Source organism: Bacillus sp. FJAT-18017, from assembly GCF_001278805.1.
Lineage (GTDB): Bacteria > Bacillota > Bacilli > Bacillales > Cytobacillaceae > Bacillus_D.
In genome coordinates, this window is sequence record NZ_CP012602.1 from 733,987 (window position 1) to 749,748 (window position 15,762).

At 42.8% G+C, this 15,762-nt stretch carries 17 protein-coding genes and 1 pseudogene; 11 read left to right on the forward strand and 7 right to left on the reverse strand.

All coding sequences use genetic code 11. The features are described from left to right. The first annotated feature begins 388 nt into the window (after positions 1-388). From AM500_RS03380 to mnhG, 7 genes are read left to right on the forward strand one after another with little or no spacing between them, the layout of a single operon-like run. Positions 389-2,794, forward strand: coding sequence for a Na+/H+ antiporter subunit A (locus AM500_RS03380; RefSeq protein ID WP_053597944.1), 2,406 nt, complete (start codon positions 389-391; stop codon positions 2,792-2,794). After that, positions 2,791-3,216: a Na(+)/H(+) antiporter subunit B gene (locus AM500_RS03385; protein WP_053597945.1), complete on the forward strand. Its 426-nt coding sequence runs from the start codon at positions 2,791-2,793 to the stop codon at positions 3,214-3,216. The genes AM500_RS03380 and AM500_RS03385 overlap by 4 nt, the downstream gene beginning before the upstream one ends. Further along, the gene (locus AM500_RS03390) at positions 3,216-3,557 is read left to right on the forward strand and encodes a Na(+)/H(+) antiporter subunit C (protein WP_053597946.1); all 342 of its coding nucleotides are present in this window, start codon (positions 3,216-3,218) and stop codon (positions 3,555-3,557) included. Before AM500_RS03385 ends, AM500_RS03390 begins: the two co-directional genes overlap by 1 nt. Further along, positions 3,550-5,037 carry a Na+/H+ antiporter subunit D gene (locus AM500_RS03395; RefSeq protein ID WP_053597947.1) on the forward strand — a complete coding sequence of 496 codons (1,488 nt, stop codon included), beginning with the start codon at positions 3,550-3,552 and terminating at the stop codon, positions 5,035-5,037. Before AM500_RS03390 ends, AM500_RS03395 begins: the two co-directional genes overlap by 8 nt. A 6-nt stretch (positions 5,038-5,043) precedes the next feature. Next, a complete protein-coding gene (locus AM500_RS03400; protein ID WP_053597948.1) occupies positions 5,044-5,520 on the forward strand; it encodes a Na+/H+ antiporter subunit E in 477 nt (158 codons plus the stop codon). Further along, complete coding sequence (locus AM500_RS03405; RefSeq protein WP_043930362.1) at positions 5,520-5,804, forward strand: Na(+)/H(+) antiporter subunit F1; 285 nt, start codon at positions 5,520-5,522, stop codon at positions 5,802-5,804. The genes AM500_RS03400 and AM500_RS03405 overlap by 1 nt, the downstream gene beginning before the upstream one ends. Next, positions 5,788-6,150 (forward strand): monovalent cation/H(+) antiporter subunit G, encoded by a 363-nt coding sequence (gene mnhG, locus AM500_RS03410; RefSeq protein WP_053597949.1) that lies wholly within the window; start codon positions 5,788-5,790, stop codon positions 6,148-6,150. Before AM500_RS03405 ends, mnhG begins: the two co-directional genes overlap by 17 nt. Before the next feature lie 49 nt (positions 6,151-6,199). Here the strand turns inward: mnhG and AM500_RS03415 are convergent. The 3 genes and pseudogenes from AM500_RS03415 to AM500_RS03425 form a co-directional block, all read right to left on the reverse strand. Beyond that, positions 6,200-6,877, reverse strand: a pseudogene (locus AM500_RS03415) (DUF421 domain-containing protein); the annotation flags it as partial. A gap of 193 nt (positions 6,878-7,070) precedes the next feature. Continuing rightward, positions 7,071-7,793, reverse strand: coding sequence for an ankyrin repeat domain-containing protein (locus AM500_RS03420; RefSeq protein WP_082347116.1), 723 nt, complete (start codon positions 7,791-7,793; stop codon positions 7,071-7,073). Beyond that, complete coding sequence (locus AM500_RS03425; protein WP_231688096.1) at positions 7,793-8,254, reverse strand: nucleoside deaminase; 462 nt, start codon at positions 8,252-8,254, stop codon at positions 7,793-7,795. The genes AM500_RS03420 and AM500_RS03425 overlap by 1 nt, the downstream gene beginning before the upstream one ends. A gap of 685 nt (positions 8,255-8,939) precedes the next feature. Here AM500_RS03425 and hmpA point away from each other — a divergent pair. After that, the gene (hmpA, locus tag AM500_RS03430; RefSeq protein ID WP_053597952.1) at positions 8,940-10,148 is read left to right on the forward strand and encodes an NO-inducible flavohemoprotein; all 1,209 of its coding nucleotides are present in this window, start codon (positions 8,940-8,942) and stop codon (positions 10,146-10,148) included. A 450-nt stretch (positions 10,149-10,598) separates the two neighbouring features. On the opposite strand, the gene AM500_RS03440 is transcribed toward hmpA, so the two are convergent. Next, entirely contained in the window at positions 10,599-11,483 is an 885-nt protein-coding gene (locus AM500_RS03440) for a sulfite exporter TauE/SafE family protein (RefSeq protein ID WP_053597954.1), read from the reverse strand. A gap of 170 nt (positions 11,484-11,653) precedes the next feature. Here AM500_RS03440 and AM500_RS03445 point away from each other — a divergent pair, with 170 nt between their 5' ends. Both AM500_RS03445 and AM500_RS03450 read left to right on the forward strand, forming a co-directional pair. After that, a complete protein-coding gene (locus AM500_RS03445) occupies positions 11,654-12,076 on the forward strand; it encodes an RrF2 family transcriptional regulator (RefSeq protein ID WP_053597955.1) in 423 nt (140 codons plus the stop codon). A gap of 83 nt (positions 12,077-12,159) precedes the next feature. Beyond that, positions 12,160-12,480, forward strand: a complete 321-nt coding sequence (locus AM500_RS03450; RefSeq protein ID WP_053597956.1) for an antibiotic biosynthesis monooxygenase — start codon at positions 12,160-12,162, stop codon at positions 12,478-12,480. Positions 12,481-12,981: 501 nt separating this feature from the next. Here AM500_RS03450 and AM500_RS03455 read toward each other — a convergent pair. From AM500_RS03455 to AM500_RS03465, 3 genes are read right to left on the reverse strand one after another with little or no spacing between them, the layout of a single operon-like run. Beyond that, complete coding sequence (locus AM500_RS03455; protein ID WP_053597957.1) at positions 12,982-13,380, reverse strand: VOC family protein; 399 nt, start codon at positions 13,378-13,380, stop codon at positions 12,982-12,984. Positions 13,381-13,393: 13 nt separating this feature from the next. Then, positions 13,394-14,146 (reverse strand): phosphosulfolactate synthase, encoded by a 753-nt coding sequence (locus AM500_RS03460; RefSeq protein WP_053597958.1) that lies wholly within the window; start codon positions 14,144-14,146, stop codon positions 13,394-13,396. Next, entirely contained in the window at positions 14,112-14,831 is a 720-nt protein-coding gene (locus AM500_RS03465; protein ID WP_053597959.1) for a 2-phosphosulfolactate phosphatase, read from the reverse strand. Before AM500_RS03465 ends, AM500_RS03460 begins: the two co-directional genes overlap by 35 nt. A gap of 188 nt (positions 14,832-15,019) precedes the next feature. Between AM500_RS03465 and AM500_RS03470 the strand changes: the two genes are divergently transcribed. Next, on the forward strand, positions 15,020-15,742 hold the full coding sequence (locus tag AM500_RS03470) for a phosphoadenylyl-sulfate reductase (RefSeq protein ID WP_053597960.1): 723 nt from the start codon (positions 15,020-15,022) through the stop codon (positions 15,740-15,742). Positions 15,743-15,762: the final 20 nt, after the last annotated feature.

Below are 15,762 nucleotides of genomic sequence, written 5' to 3' on the forward strand. Positions count from 1 at the left end.
GCTGTCATAACACCACTCTTAAGCGTAAAATCATCTCACCTTTTGTAATTTAACTATATAGTACTATAAACTAAGTATTTTTTTGTATTTTGCATGTCAGGCGGGCTGCTGCCAGGCAAGTTAGTTGAACAAGAAATATGAAAGTGGTAAGCTAGAATAGGTTTATGTGAGGTTTCTGATTATTATAAAAATACGGTTTTTATGGAGGAGTCTGTCACCAAGGGGAGAGGTATGCCCTTTGGTGACAGGCTCCTTTTTGTTTTTTTATCTTTTTTAAACTGCTGAAATCCCAAGATCTGTTAGTTATTAGGTTAGAGTTTATCCGCAGACCAAAAGTTTCAGCTGATTGTACATACTAAAAACAATGATTGATAGGAGGGTATTACCTTTGTCTTACTTGCTCTTGGCGATTGTTTCGCCGCTGCTACTTGCTATTTTCATTCCATTTTTCCATAAGTGGTTCGGACGCGTACATACGGGATGGTTCGTTCTTCCTTTGCCCATCCTATTATTTGCTTATTTTCTTTCCTATCTTCCAGAAACGATGAGCCAAAAAAGGGTGATGGAAACCTTTGAATGGATTCCATCCCTGGGGATGAATTTCACAGCCAAAGTAGATGGGCTTGGCTTATTATTTGCCCTTTTAATTACAGGGATAGGCGCACTCGTAATCCTCTATTCCATTTACTATTTAGCAAAAGATAAAGAAAAGCTCAACACTTTCTATGTCTATTTGTTGCTTTTTATGGGAGCAATGCTAGGGGTCGTGTTATCCGATAACCTAATCGTCATGTATGCCTTTTGGGAGCTGACCAGCTTCTCCTCATTTCTCTTGATCGGCTATTGGTACGAACGGGAACGGTCCCGGTATGGAGCTCAAAAGTCGATGCTTATAACAGTGTTTGGCGGGCTGGCGATGCTCGGCGGAATCATCCTTCTTTATGTGATGACCGGAACATTCAGCATGACCGAAATCATCGGTACTTCAGATGAAATTTTCAATCATCCTTTATTTGTCCCTGCACTGGTTTGTATATTGCTTGGCGCTTTTACAAAGTCAGCTCAATTTCCTTTTTACATCTGGCTGCCCGATGCCATGGAGGCCCCAACGCCTGTTAGTGCGTATTTACACTCGGCGACAATGGTTAAAGCGGGGATTTATCTTGTAGCACGGTTCACTCCTGTATTCGGGGAATCGAGTGTCTGGTTCTGGCTTGTTGGAGGAGTCGGCCTGTTAACCTTAATCTGGGGATCGATGTTTGCTGTAAAACAAACTGATTTAAAAGCGATTCTTGCATTTTCAACAGTGAGCCAGCTCGGGCTGATTATGTCCTTGCTTGGCGTCGGGGCAGCTGCTCTCCATTTTGAAGCACTGGACGACAATATTTACACAGTAGCCGTTACGGCGGCAATCTTTCATTTAATCAACCATGCTACCTTTAAAGGAAGCCTGTTCATGGCTGCGGGAATCGTTGATCATGAAACAGGCACGAGGGATATCAGAAAGCTTGGCGGGCTTATGCAGTTTATGCCGATCACATTTACAATTTCCGCAATCGGGGCATTCTCAATGGCCGGGTTGCCTCCTTTTAATGGATTTTTAAGTAAAGAAATGTTCTTTACGGCCATGGTCCAAGTAAGGGAAATGAACATATTCAACCTGGAAACATGGGGAATTCTATTCCCGGTGCTTGCCTGGGTGGCAAGTATCTTTACGTTTGTGTACAGCATGATCCTTGTTTTCAAAACATTCACCGGGAAGTACCAGCCGGAAAAACTAGACCAGAAGCCGCATGAAGCTCCGGTCGGGATGTTGATTTCCCCCGTGATTCTGGCTGCTCTTGTTGTCATTTTCGGCCTCTTCCCGAACTTACTATCAGGTACTCTGATCTCGCCGGCAATGTCAGCTGTCCTGCCAGATTTATTGGGAGCGGGGGAAGAGTTCGATGTACATATCTCGTTCTGGCACGGTCCTAACATTGAACTGTTCATGACCATTGGAGTCATCCTGCTGGGCTTCTTCCTTTTTAAAACATATCCAAAGTGGGGAAAGATTTACGGTAAACTTCCGCAGAAGCTATCACTGAACCGCTTTTATGATGGCCTAATAGAAAAGGCCCAGACCGGCTCCAACAGGTTGACGAACAGCTATATGACCGGCTCGATTAGATCTTATCTTGTTTATATCTTTACATTCTTTATCTTCATTCTATCTGCAGCTCTCATAAGGGAGAATGCATTTAAGCTTGATACGAGCAATGTTTCATCCATAGGGATATATGAAATGGTCCTTGTCCTGTTTATCGTTGTTGGATCAATAAGCATTCTGTTTGTTAAATCAAGAATGACTTCAATTATCCTTCTTGGTTCAGTTGGTTATACGGTTTCACTGTTCTATGTGCTTTTCAGGGCACCGGATTTGGCGTTAACCCAGCTGGTAATCGAAACGATCTCGGTCGCTCTCTTCCTGGTTTGTTTTTATCACCTGCCGAAATACCGAAAGCTTGAAACGAGGATGAGATTCAGGCTGACAAATGCGCTCATATCCATTGGGGTTGGGGCAATCGTCACCATTATTGCACTCTCCGCCCATAGCAATAAGCTGTTTGATTCGATTTCGCAGTATTACGTTGAAAATACGTATGTGGAAGCAGCCGGGAAAAACATGGTCAATGTCATTCTCGTGGACTTCCGCGGTTTTGATACACTTTTTGAAATAACGGTCCTTGCGATTGCCTCGCTGGGGATTTACGGAATGATTAGATTGAAATCGGATAGGGGGAAACAAGGGTGAGAAAAGTTAATAATATTATTCTTGAAACGTCCCTTAAAGTGTTGCTCTTTATCATCGCCCTATATTCGGTTTATATTTTCACTGCGGGCCACTACTATCCTGGGGGCGGCTTTATCGGCGGCCTGATGACTTCGGGGGCGATTGTTCTCCTGTTAATCACGTATGATATTGAAACAGTTGCGAAAATCCTGCCCATCAATTATCGGTTTCTTACGGCTAGTGGGTTATTGATTGCGATTGCTACAAGTGCAGGGGCAATGCTGTTTAATGTACCTTTTTTAACCCACGTTTTTACAGATGTTCATCTCCCGGTGATTGGGGAACTATCCCTCCATACCGCAACACTGTTTGACCTGGGTGTCTATTTTGTTGTTATCGGTGTGACGATGACCATTATTCAAACAATAGGGGGGGATGAATAATGGAGATTTTAATGGCTTTTGTCATAGGGATTTTATTTATGACTGCAACGTATCTAATGCTGTCAAGAAGCTTGCTGCGCATTATCATCGGAACAGGACTGCTCAGCCATGGAGCCCATCTGCTTATTTTAACAATGGGCGGGCTGAAGAGGGGAGCAGCCCCAATCCTGAGGGACAATATAACCACGTATACAGATCCACTCCCGCAGGCTCTTATTTTAACGGCTATTGTTATCTCTTTCGGGGTAACAGCCTTTTTCCTGGTTTTGGCCTATCGATCCTATAAAGAGCTGGGGACCGATAATGTGGAAGAAATGAGAGGATCCAAGCTAAATGACTAATTTAATTCTGTTACCGATCATCATCCCTCTACTTACGGGGGCACTATTAATCTTTTTTAGAAAAAATAAAACCGTTCAGCGCGCGCTGGCAACGTTGTCAGCAGTTGCAGGAATCATTGTTTCCTTTATGATTGTTCAAAAAGTCCGCTTTGATGGAGTTCAATCACTCAATATCAGCAGCTGGGATGCGCCTTTTGGAATAACGATCGTCTCCGATATGCTCTCCGCGCTGCTTGTGTTCACAACAAGTATCATCGCATTCGCATGTTTGCTTTATTCTTTTTCTTCAATAGGGGAAAAAAGAGAAAATCATTACTTTTATGCGGTTTTTAACTTCTTATTAGTTGGGATTAACGGGGCCTTTACAACTGGGGATATTTTCAACCTTTTTGTCTTCTTTGAAGTGATGCTCATGTCTTCATATGTCTTGCTCGTGCTCGGCGGAACAAAGATTCAGTTAGGTGAAACGATTAAATATTTGCTCGTCAATATTATTTCTTCGGCCTTATTTGTTATTGCTGTCGCCTATTTGTATTCTGTAGTCGGAACGCTGAACATGGCTCATATCTCCACAAGGATCAGTGAGATTAGCGCAAACGGGATGCCGGGCATTTTGACTGTCATTGCGGTTTTGTTTTTAATTGTATTCGGGCTGAAAGGGGCAATCTTTCCGCTTTACTTCTGGATGCCAGGCTCCTACTATGCACCTCCGGCAGCGGTTCTTGCTCTGTTTGGGGCATTGCTGACAAAAGTTGGCGTATATGCGATTACGAGAACCTATACCCTTCTTTTTTACCATGACGGCTTCCTTTTCCAGCTGCTGGCCGTTTTGGCGATTTTATCTGTTATTGTTGGTGTAATAGGGGCAATTGCTTATTGGGATATAAAGTATATTGTCATTTACAACATTATCGTAGCAGTCGGTGTGATTTTATACGGCGTTTCCGTTATGAATCCTGCCGCTATGACAGGGTCGGTCTATTATTTGATTCATGACATGATCATTAAAGCCGCTTTGTTTCTGCTCATTGGGATTATGATTGCGATAACTGGGACAAGTAATCTGAGAAAAATCAGCGGCCTGATCAGCCGGTATCCAGGCCTTGGCTGGACCTTTTTCATTGCAGCATTGTCACTGGCAGGTATTCCTCCATTGAGCGGATTTCTTGGAAAGTTTCTGATCATTCAAGGCGGTGTTCAGGGAGAAAGTTATATTGCCGCCTGCCTCGTATTAATGTCTAGCCTTCTTGTCCTGTTTTCCGTTATGAAAATTTTCATAAATGGGTTTTGGGGGAAGGGGCAGGCATATGAAGGGGAGGAAAAGGCTCCTGTTAAATGGCTTCTCATTTCTCCGGCCATTCTCGTGGTTTTGTCCGCTGTTTACGGCATAGGCTCGGAGTCCTTCCTGCCGTATATTAACCTGGCAGCTGAAACGTTATTGGATCCAAGTGCCTATATTGAAGCTGTCTTAAAGGAGTGATTTAGGTTGTCCCTTCAAATTTTATTAAATGTGGTCCTGGCTTTCCTATGGATGTTTATCAAGGTTTCGTATGGCCCTATTGATTTTATTAAAGGATATATATTTGGGTTGCTTGTCATCTTTGTGCTTAGGCGCTTTTTCCAGAGCCGCTTCTATGTTTATAGAATTTGGTCGTTTGTGAAGCTGACACTAATCTTTTTCAAGGAGCTTCTGTTATCCAATATTGCAATCATCAAAATTGTACTGAAGCCCAAATTGGATATGCGGCCGGGCATTTTTGCCCTTCAAACCGATTTAACGAAAGACTGGCAGATTTTGCTCTTGTCTAGCTTGATTACCCTGACACCCGGCACATTGGTCATTTCAGTATCCGATGATAATAAAATCCTGTTTGTCCATGCGATGGATTTAGGAGAAATTGAAACTGAAATTAATAATATAAAAAACACATTTGAACGTGCTATTTTGGAGGTGAGCGGCTAATGCTTGAAATAATTGTACGAATTGCTTTATTATGCTGTTCACTCTCTATGCTGGGGCTCATCTACCGCGTCATTAAAGGGCCCTCAACCGCTGACAGGGTAATTGCCCTGGATTCAATTGGCGTTAATCTTGTCGCGATAACCGCGCTATTTTCAATTGTCCATAAATCGACTGCTTTTCTGGATATTATCCTTCTGATTGGGATTTTGGCCTTTATCGGGACGGTAGCCTTTGCTAAATATTTGGAAAGAGGGGAGATTATCGAAAATGAGCCTAATCGTTAATTTCTTAATCGGTTTTTTCATTTTGGCAGGCGCTTTTCTATGTCTTATTGCTACGTTCGGCGTGATTAGGCTTCCAGACGTGTATACACGGAACCATGCAGCATCCAAAGCGACGACTTTAGGGGTCATGTTCATTCTAATAGGAACATTTATTTACTTTTACTCCTCCCTGGATCATTTTAATTCAAGGCTGATACTAGGCTTTGTCTTCCTCTTTATGACTTCGCCGATATCCGGGCACTTGATTAACCGATCTGCTTACAACTCCGGGGTGAAGCTTTGGGATAGAAGTGTCAGAGATGACCTGAAGACATATAACGAGGCAAAAGAGAAAAATCGGTTCTAACTAGAAGAAGCATAACTCCTCCTAGAGGGTTATGCTTCTTTGTCTACTTGTCATAAAGGTCAACAGTTAATTTGCCTGAAGAATCCACTTGAGCCATAAAGACTTTATCGACAGACAAACCTTGTTTCTCGAGCTCCATTTTGAGCCATAAGGGAGACCGTTTTGCGGCAGCAAGGGAATCATATAATATTTTTCCATCCATTATAACAGTCTGGGTTACTCTCTTGTTTTTAACGTTAAGATTTAAATCTTTCGCGGTTAACGGCTGGTTTTCTTTTTTCAAAAAAACACTTAAATCACCAGTCGGCTCTAGAACGGCAAATTCCACCTCAGAAACGTTAAACACATTTTTTTTCCTAAGCAAGGTGTTTAAATCATCAATCGTGTAAAGTTCCTTTTTTAAGTTTCCTTCTAATATATTTCCGTTTTCTATAAATACAGTTGCTTTGCCTTCAGTGAAATCCCGGAATTTTTTATTTTTTAGAGAGATATAGTCGACTAAATATGTCACTGCAAAAAAAATCAAAATCGCTACTACTCCATGCCATAAGTTTCTCTCAAGGCCCATAATGACTTCAGCTGCTATACTCCCAATCGTAATTCCGGATACATACTCAAAAAAAGAAATTTGGGAAAGCTGCTTTTTACCGAGTAATTTGGTCATTAAAAACAGAACAGCTAAAAATAAAAAAGAACGAATCGTTATATCAAACCAGTTGCTGTCCACTTAAACACCCCGATAGGTTTGGCTTATAAAATATAGTAGTAGCCGTATCAAAACATATAAGCTTACTTTGCGGAATTGCTCCATAAAAAATTTGTGGAAAATAAAGCAAGTGATGGAAGGGAGGCAGTGGATGGCCTTTTTAAAGGTGGGAAAACAAAAAGCACAACCCTGCTAAAAGCAAGGTTATGCCTTCTTAGTTTGCACCAGCATCCATTAAAATTTGTTCAATTTCCTTAAATCCTCTTTCGCGCGCATGCTGCAAAGGGGTAACATTATTGCCGTCCGGAATATTCACATCGGCCCCATGTTCAATTAACAACTTAATGGTTTGCTGTTGTTTTTTGCCGCCATCATTTAGAATAATAGCTTCAAGCAAGGCAGTCCAGCCAAGATTGTTGATATGATTCACATCAACGTCAGTCTTTGTTAAAAGTTCTATCACTACTTCGGTATATCCATGTTCTGAAGCAGGGATTAAGGCGGTTCCTCCGTAACGGTTCGTAATGGCCGGATCGGCTCCAGCCTGAATGGTTAACCTTAAAATATCAAGATAGCCCTCAGCACCTGCATACAGAAATGGATTGTTTTTCATATCATCCTGTTTGTTGACGTCTGCTCCTGCTTTAATTAATACTTTTGCCGTTTCAACATCGTTATGATAGGCTGCAATCATCGTAGGGGTTTGTCCCTGCTCATTTTGCACATTTATATTGGCGCCCGCCTCAATTAACATCTCTACGGTTTCTGTTTCCTGGTTTTCAGCAGCTTGAAGCAGCTGAGTATCTATGTCGTTTGTCATTTGTTTTTTCTCCTCTATCGGCTGGTTTTCGTTCGACGTGACACATCCTTGAAGAAACAGGATGCAACATAACAGGATTGGAGCCCATTTTGCGTTCAGAAAAAAGCTCTTGCTCATCAAGAGTTTAACTCTTTCCAAAGGGCAAACGGATTGTTGTCTTGTGGGTTCTTGTCCAATCTCTTCAATTTAATGTCTCTTTCCTCTAATGGGAGGGCAATTTGCTGATAAACATACTGTGTTCCCAGGCCAACTTCTTCCTCTTCCTCCGCCGTAAACGCATAGTAAACATGTTGAAGATTAGCCCAATAAATTGCGCTTAGGCACATGGGGCATGGTTCTCCGCTTGCGTACAGCTCGCAGCCGGAAAGGTCAGTAGTCCCCAAAGCGGTGCACGCTTCCCTAATAGCGAGCAACTCAGCATGTGCGGTTGGATCGTGAGTTGTCAGAACTTCATTTACCCCAGTTGCAATCACCTCTCCATCCTTAACGATGACAGCACCAAACGGTTTCCCATTTTGGTTCTTCGTGTTATCGTAAGCCAGGTTAATGGCCAGTTGCATGAAATCTTGGTGAGCCACTTTCAAAACACTCCTTTACCATCTGTTACCGTTACTTAACCATGCTGCACAAAGCTTTTCAAGTGATTAAGCTCTCTTTGGTATCCTGGAGGAAAAATAGTCAATTTTCACCGCGGTTCAAAGCCAATTTACTAACATAGCAGGCTCGAATTGTACTCAATTTTTTCAAGGACATTTTACCTGTCCGGCGGCACCAAATTGTACTCGAAACCCCATTTCAAGGACATTTCATCTGCCGTGCTGCACCGAAATGTACTCGAAATCCTTTTTTAAGGACATTTCATCTGTCGTGCTGCACCGAAATGTACTCAAAATCCTTTTTCAAGGACATTTCATCTGTTGTGCTGCACCGAAATGTACTTGAAATTCTTTTTCAAGGACATTCGCTATTCTGGGTGAACAAATTGTACGCGAAATATACCTTTGCTAGACAAGCGCCTTAACATAAGGAAGGATCCTGACGGGCAAAGGGCACCTGTACCAAGGAATTAATAGCTCCCCTTAGTAAAATCATAGAAACTTACGTTTAATTTATGGAGCTTGAAATAGTGAAGCAAGTCAAGGAAGCAAACGAGTAAAATTATTTAAATATATCAATCTGTGATCTAAATCACTGCTTTAAAGTGAATTTTTATATATTATCACTATGTGAATAGTATTAATTACATAAAGGGGAGTGCTTGTTTTGTTAGACCAAAAAACGATTGAGATTATTAAATCCACAGTTCCTGTTCTTGAGGTCCATGGGGAAGCAATCACCACGAAATTTTATCAAATGATGTTTACAGATCACCCTGAATTACTGAATATTTTTAACCATGCTAATCAGAAACAAAACCGCCAGCAAAAGGCGCTTGCAGCTACAGTTTATGCAGCGGCAAAATATATCGATAACCTGGAGGCCATCATTCCTGTTGTAAAGCAAATCGGCCATAAGCATAGAAGTCTTGGTATTAAACCAGAACATTATCCTATCGTAGGAAAATATCTGTTACTGGCAATCAAGGATGTCTTAGGTGAAGCTGCTACCGATGAAATTATCAATGCATGGGCCGAGGCCTATGGAGTAATTGCAGATGCATTCATCAGCATCGAAGCGGAAATGTATGATGAGGCATCCAGCCAAAAAGGCGGTTGGGCCGGTTTCCGGAATTTCATTGTGGAGCGCAAGGTGAAAGAAAGTGATGTTATTACTTCCTTCTATCTAAAACCCCAGGATGGAAAAAAAATTGCCTCCTACCAGGCGGGGCAATATATCAGCGTCAAGCTCGAGATTGCTGGAGAAAAATTCACCCATATGCGCCAATACAGCCTTTCGGACTCGCCGGGAAAAGAATATTACCGAATCAGCGTAAAGCGTGAGACAGGCAGCTCCAATCCAGATGGCATGGTGTCAAATTATCTTCATGAAAAAGTCGAAGAGGGAGATATCCTTCCCATCAGTGCTCCGGCTGGCGACTTTGTTCTAAATACGGCAAAGGAGAACCCAGTCGTTTTGCTAAGCGGCGGTGTTGGCCTGACTCCAATGGTTAGTATGCTTAAAACCGTTTCGGAAGTTCAGCCTGAAAGAAACGTTACCTTTATCCATGCGGCTCAAAATGGCAAATTGCATGCTCTAAGAAATGAGGTTGAAGCTTTATCTGAAAAGGAAAACATTAAATCATATGTTTTCTATGATTCACCAACCGAGGATGACAGAAATGAAAACAAGTTCGACGTAGAAGGCTATGTAACCCGTGAATGGCTGGAAGAGAATGTTCCTGTCAGCGAGGCAGACTTCTATTTCTGCGGACCGGTACCGTTTATGAGGGCCATCAATAGTGCTCTGAAGGAAATCGGTGTAAGTGATGACAGAATTCGTTTCGAATTTTTTGGGCCAAAAGGAAACCTGTAAGCGAGAACAGTAAGATAAAAATAGCAAACGGTCCAAAGGTTATCACCTCTGGACCGTTTTAATTTTGATCTGTAAATTTTCCTCAAATAAATTTAGTGGGATAATTATAAACAATTAATCCACAAGAAGTTATTTTGTGGATTAATTAACTCTCCAAAAAGATCAATTATCCACAAAAAGCCTGGTTAGGTTGTTGATAGGGGTACGTTAACGACCTAAACACGGAGGTAGCTAAATGGGTCAGGACAACTTTTTCAATATTCAGGACAACTTTTCATATATACAGGACATTTCCCAAAAAATACGGGACATTTCTCAAACGATTCAGGACACATTTTTAGATATTCGGGACAATTCAGTCCCCCAGCAGTGTAAGGCGAATTACCGTAGAAAAAAATGGGTAAAGCAGCCAAACGGGGTGAGTAGATAATTTCCCCTGAAACCCCCTATTTACTCCAAGCTTGCTGTTCCGGCAACTCCCTGCCTTAATTTATAAACGACAAACCCTATCGCTGCTGCCCACAGGATGGCAAGGCTTCCGTAAGTGAATAAACTGATTGTCTGAGATACATCAAGCGCCCCCAACAAAGTTCGGATGTTGGTTAAAATGATGATTCCTCCAACTAGAGTTCCCAAAAGGTTTGTCGGAATGATTTTTATAAGCCAGGCCGCGATGGGTGCTGCAATCAGGCCGCCAATCATTAAGGCGATAACCCATTGAACATTGATTTGTGACCAGCCAAGCGTCAAAAGGAAGCCAATCGTTGAGGAGACCGCAATTGCGAATTCGCTTGTATCAACAGAGCCAATAACTTTTCTCGGCTCCATCTTGCTGCTTGTCAGCAAGACAGGAGTTGCAATTGGACCCCATCCCCCGCCGCCTGTTGCGTCAAAAAAACCTGCAATAAAGCCGAGCGGAATAAAGAACTTTTTGCCTTTCTTTTTAATAGAAGGTTGATTTGTAGTGGAAAACTTAAACAAAAATCGGTAGATAACGAAAACACCTAACAGAAGGAGGAACACGGAAACATAAGGCTTTATTATATCACCGGGGATGCTTCCCAGAAAAATTGCCCCGAGAAAAGCACCAATTGACCCAGGGATGATCAATTTGTATACAACTTGTTTATCAACATTTCCAAACCGGATATGCGATACACCGGATGCCGCTGTCGTTACAACCTCTGCCATATGGACAGAAGCAGAGGCCACGGCAGGAGCAATTCCGAACATGAGCAGCAAAGACGTTGAGGTAACCCCGTATGCCATGCCAAGGGAACCATCAACCAGCTGTGCTGCCAGGCCAATGAACGCAAGAATAATAAGCCTCCTCAATGATATCTCTCCTTTTTTACAAAAATACTGAATAGACTAGTTAGAAGCACTCTATATTGGTGATTGTTGACTAATCTAATCAAGTTTGTAACGTACAATATGTCGGGACAAAAATGAAGGTTCTTTATTTGGGGAAGATTGGATGAATGCCTATATAAGGAGGGGGAGCAATGAGGCTATCGAGCAGGGGAGAATATGCGCTGCGGGCACTTATTTGCCTCGGAAGTGACGGAGGCAGGCTAGTCTCAATTAGTGAAATAGCAGAGAAGACACTTGTCCCAATCAATTATTTGGAACAGCTGCTTCTGCAGCTGAAACGAAACGGCTACGTCCAAAGCAAGCGTGGAGTACACGGTGGATATAAACTTAGCAGAAGCGCGAATGATATTGTCATTGGTGAGGTGATTCGGAATCTGGAGGGTCCCCTGGCGCCAATGGGATGTGTCAGCATAACATCGTATGAGAGCTGTCCTCTGGAAGCTGGCTGTATGCTAAAGCCGCTATGGGCACTGGTAAGGGATACAGTCGCTGAGTTACTCGATCATACAACCCTTAAGGATTTGCTGGATGGCAAGGTGTATAGTAACCAATGAAACCTTTTAGAGCAGTCCTCTTTCATTGAAAATGATTATCATTTACAATGAGGATAGTCACTAAATGAAATGGGGATGGTAGTATGTTTGTCCAAATGCGAAAAATGACCATTGCAGAAGGAAATTCCGACAAAGTAGTTGAACGTTTCAGCAAGCCCGGCATTATTGAGGAACAGGAAGGATTTGTAGACCTGACCGTTATGGTAAAAAAGGTCCGCCGCGGTGAGGAAGAAGTAATCATCCAGATTCGCTGGGAATCCGAACAATACTGGAAGCGATGGGAAAAGAGCGATGCCCATATTGCCGGCCATAAAGCAAACCTTGGCAAGCCGAAGCCTGAGTATATCATCAGCTCTGAATCGGGATTGTATGAAGTTGCCGCTGTAAAAGGGCCAGCGAAATAAGTGTGAAAATCAATCCTATCAATTTTGATAGGATTATTTTTATCAAAAGGTCTTCGTTTGGAGATTTTATTGTTTCCGTACGGTAATGCCTAGCGCTGGGGATTACAATTGGTTTCCGAGCGGGGCAATGACTAGTGATCCATTACTAAAATTCTTTTAAAAATAAATAGCCCGGGCCTGGCCCTCACTAGGCGGGGCCAGACCCGGACTATGTTTTTAAAGAGATTTTATAGTTACTGTCAGTTTATGACTAGTGAATAATGGCCAGTTACAACATTAAAGGTAGTAAAAAAGAATATCATCCGGGCCTGGCACTCACTAGGAAGGGTCTGACCCAGACTACGCTGTTAGCCATAAATAACTAGTGATCCTCCTATCGAACAGTCCAGGTTACCCCGAAATATCGTAAGAAAAAACATCCAGGCCTGGCAAATGTGCAACAGCATCAATAAAACCTACAAAAAAGCCGGTCAGCCCCAAAGCTGAACCGGCTTTTCCCTATTAATAAATCATACTATCATCGTGATAATACTTAAATTCTAGCAAATTGTTGGCAGGGTCGATCAGGAAGAAGGTGACATGTTCCTCCCGCTTGCCGGCAAACCGGACCATTAGCTCCTGAAAAAAGCGGAGCTCGTTTTTCTGTGCGTGCTTGAGCGCCTGATCGAATTCGTCACGGTCGACAAACGTAATCCCAAAATGCCTTGGATACATTTTCGGGACAAGGTCAATTTTGTCAGGATTAAGGTGGCAGACAACCTGGTCGCCGAAGAAGTCAAAGGTAACCCGGTCATGGTATCTTCTCGCAAGGCGGCAGCCAAGCTTTTCGTAAAAATCAACTGTTTCATCGAGGTCCTTGCATGGAATCGCAAGGTGGAACACTTTATTTGTATCTCTCATGTAGATAACTCCTTTATATGAAAAATGTGTCAGACCGCAATCCGAGCCGCAGTGTTTCAAGGGCAATCGCGTCTGAAAAAGGGATGTTGGCCAAATTAACATTTGATCCGGCAATCCGGATAAAAGAGGTTTGCATTTTTTTATTTGGTGCTTCAAATATCATCCTATCAAGGGCAAGCCCTGATCCGATTATTTCTTCGATAATATCAAAGCGCATTTCCCCGGAAGCATGGCAGATGCCGCTCGTGCCGCTCTCCCTTGCTTCAGTGATAACCCTGCTTGCACCTGCTTCAAAATCCTCATGGATGAAATCCAGCCATTCGGACGATTCGGCTGTGACACTGCTGTCTTTGCTGCCTACCTCACTGAAAACACAAAATTCCTTTGAAAAATCGGCAATATGGCGGGCTTTTTCTTTATTCGAAATCGGCAGCGTTCCGTTGGAGATTTCAATGTATTTGCAATCGTATCTTTTACAATAGGAATAATAATCGTCCAGTTTGCTTTGGCTAAGGAATTTTTCAAAAAGAGTTCCGCCAAAGAAATAGTCTATGCCATTTTCCTTAAGACAGGATATCTTTTCTCCAAGACTCGATGTAACAACCGATGTGCCCCAGCCAAACTTAACAAAATCAACAAAGCTGGCGGAGCACTTAATGGTGTCCTTAAAAACAGCCTCTGGAATGCCGTTGTCAATCAATATCGTCAGACCTTTAACCCTCGGTTTCATTTCACGGGCGGGCAGGTCCAATCCAGTGTAATTCATGCTCATTCACCCTCACTAATCGTGGCAGCTTTTTTGAACAGTCCACATACATCACAAAATCGCAATCCAGCATGTTTGTGCAAAAAGAAATGTCTTCTTTAATAAATTCAGGCTGGTTCGGGTCGAAAAACTTTTCCGCCTGTCTGCATCCTCTGATTCGCTCAACGACTTCAGAGTTATCCACAGATTTATCCCCAACAATCATTGCTTTGATATACTCAGCACATGCAAGATCGTCATCGCCTTCAGGATGGGAGGCAATGATCGTTACTGTTGCTCCTGGCCCGCACAGCTTCCTGGCGGCTTCCGCTGTTTTTTTAGCATTGGAAAAGCCGGTTACAAACATAGCTTCCGCACCGAGCGCATTCAATGTTGCCTTTACACCGTTGGTCGTTTTCTGGACAAGTGTTCTTCCCTCTACGTCGGCTTCAGCCATCCTTTTCGGGGAATTGTCAAAGTCAAAGCCCGGAATTGCAAGGCCGCCTATTTCCCCTGCCAGAAGATAATCAGGATTTTCTTTTTTTAAAAGAAAGGCTTCATCCGCAGTCCCGGCAAGCACGATTTCCTTTGCTCCCCGATGGAAGGCGTAATGGGCAACCGTGAAAGCCCGAATCACATCAATGACAATCGTAATGTTGGAGGGAGGCAGATCATGGCTGTGGCCTTGAAAAATAGTCACGTTCATTTGTGGACTCCTATCCCTTAAATCTCTTCAAAAGTATATGCCCAGATTGAGAATGCGTACCTAATCCATTTCATTTTTTGAAATAGGCTTTTACCAGCAAGAACCTTTTTTATGAAAATTGAATAACCTGTACGTAGGTTTTTACCTAGTTGGGTGCCCCGGCACAAGAAGATAGCGAGGGGATGGAGATGGAGAAGGCTTTAACATATCGAATGTGGGAGGAAGAGAAAGCAGGGCAAGTATTTGAAAACAATGCGGATTCAATGGAAGTCCTCAAGTGGGCCTTCAAGGAATATGGAGATGAAATCGTCTACGCCTGCAGTTTCGGGGCGGAAGGTATTGTCCTGCTTGACCTTATTTCGAAGGTGAATAGGAACGCAACGATTCTTTTTTTGGACACAGACCTGCATTTTAAGGAGACATACGAACTGATAGATTCGGTAAAAAAGAGATATCCGGGTTTTACAATAAAAATGGTGAAGCCGGCTATGACATTGAGCAGCCAGGAAGAGACCCACGGGAAGGAACTGTGGAAATGCAATCCAAATCTTTGCTGCAAAATAAGGAAGGTCGAACCGCTTGCCAGTGAGCTCAAGGAAGTCGATGCCTGGATATCCGGGCTGAGAAGGGAACAGTCCGAAACCCGTAAGCATGTTCAATTTATTAATAAAGATGAAAACTTTAAAAATATAAAAATTTGCCCGCTCATTCATTGGACATGGAAGGATATTTGGATGTATATCGAGCTGAACAAACTTCCCTATAATCCTTTGCATGACAAAAGCTACCCATCTATCGGCTGCGAGCCATGCACAAAACCGGTTGCAGATGGCTGGGATATGCGCTCCGGCCGCTGGGCGACTAGCCAGAAAACCGAATGCGGGCTGCATAATGCCAGCGGAAGCAGTTAACAGTCTATAAAAGCTAACAC

Coding starts and splice junctions, on each gene's coding strand:
- AM500_RS03395 (WP_053597947.1), top strand. CDS start 3,550: ATGACTAATTTAATTCTGTTACCGATCATCATCCCTCTACTTACGGGG.
- AM500_RS03455 (WP_053597957.1), bottom strand. CDS start 13,380: ATGAGAGATACAAATAAAGTGTTCCACCTTGCGATTCCATGCAAGGAC.
- AM500_RS03460 (WP_053597958.1), bottom strand. CDS start 14,146: ATGAATTACACTGGATTGGACCTGCCCGCCCGTGAAATGAAACCGAGG.
- mnhG (WP_053597949.1), top strand. CDS start 5,788: ATGAGCCTAATCGTTAATTTCTTAATCGGTTTTTTCATTTTGGCAGGC.
- AM500_RS03470 (WP_053597960.1), top strand. CDS start 15,020: ATGGAGAAGGCTTTAACATATCGAATGTGGGAGGAAGAGAAAGCAGGG.
- AM500_RS03450 (WP_053597956.1), top strand. CDS start 12,160: ATGTTTGTCCAAATGCGAAAAATGACCATTGCAGAAGGAAATTCCGAC.
- AM500_RS03445 (WP_053597955.1), top strand. CDS start 11,654: ATGAGGCTATCGAGCAGGGGAGAATATGCGCTGCGGGCACTTATTTGC.
- AM500_RS03420 (WP_082347116.1), bottom strand. CDS start 7,793: ATGAGCAAGAGCTTTTTTCTGAACGCAAAATGGGCTCCAATCCTGTTA.
- AM500_RS03405 (WP_043930362.1), top strand. CDS start 5,520: ATGCTTGAAATAATTGTACGAATTGCTTTATTATGCTGTTCACTCTCT.
- AM500_RS03390 (WP_053597946.1), top strand. CDS start 3,216: ATGGAGATTTTAATGGCTTTTGTCATAGGGATTTTATTTATGACTGCA.
- AM500_RS03465 (WP_053597959.1), bottom strand. CDS start 14,831: ATGAACGTGACTATTTTTCAAGGCCACAGCCATGATCTGCCTCCCTCC.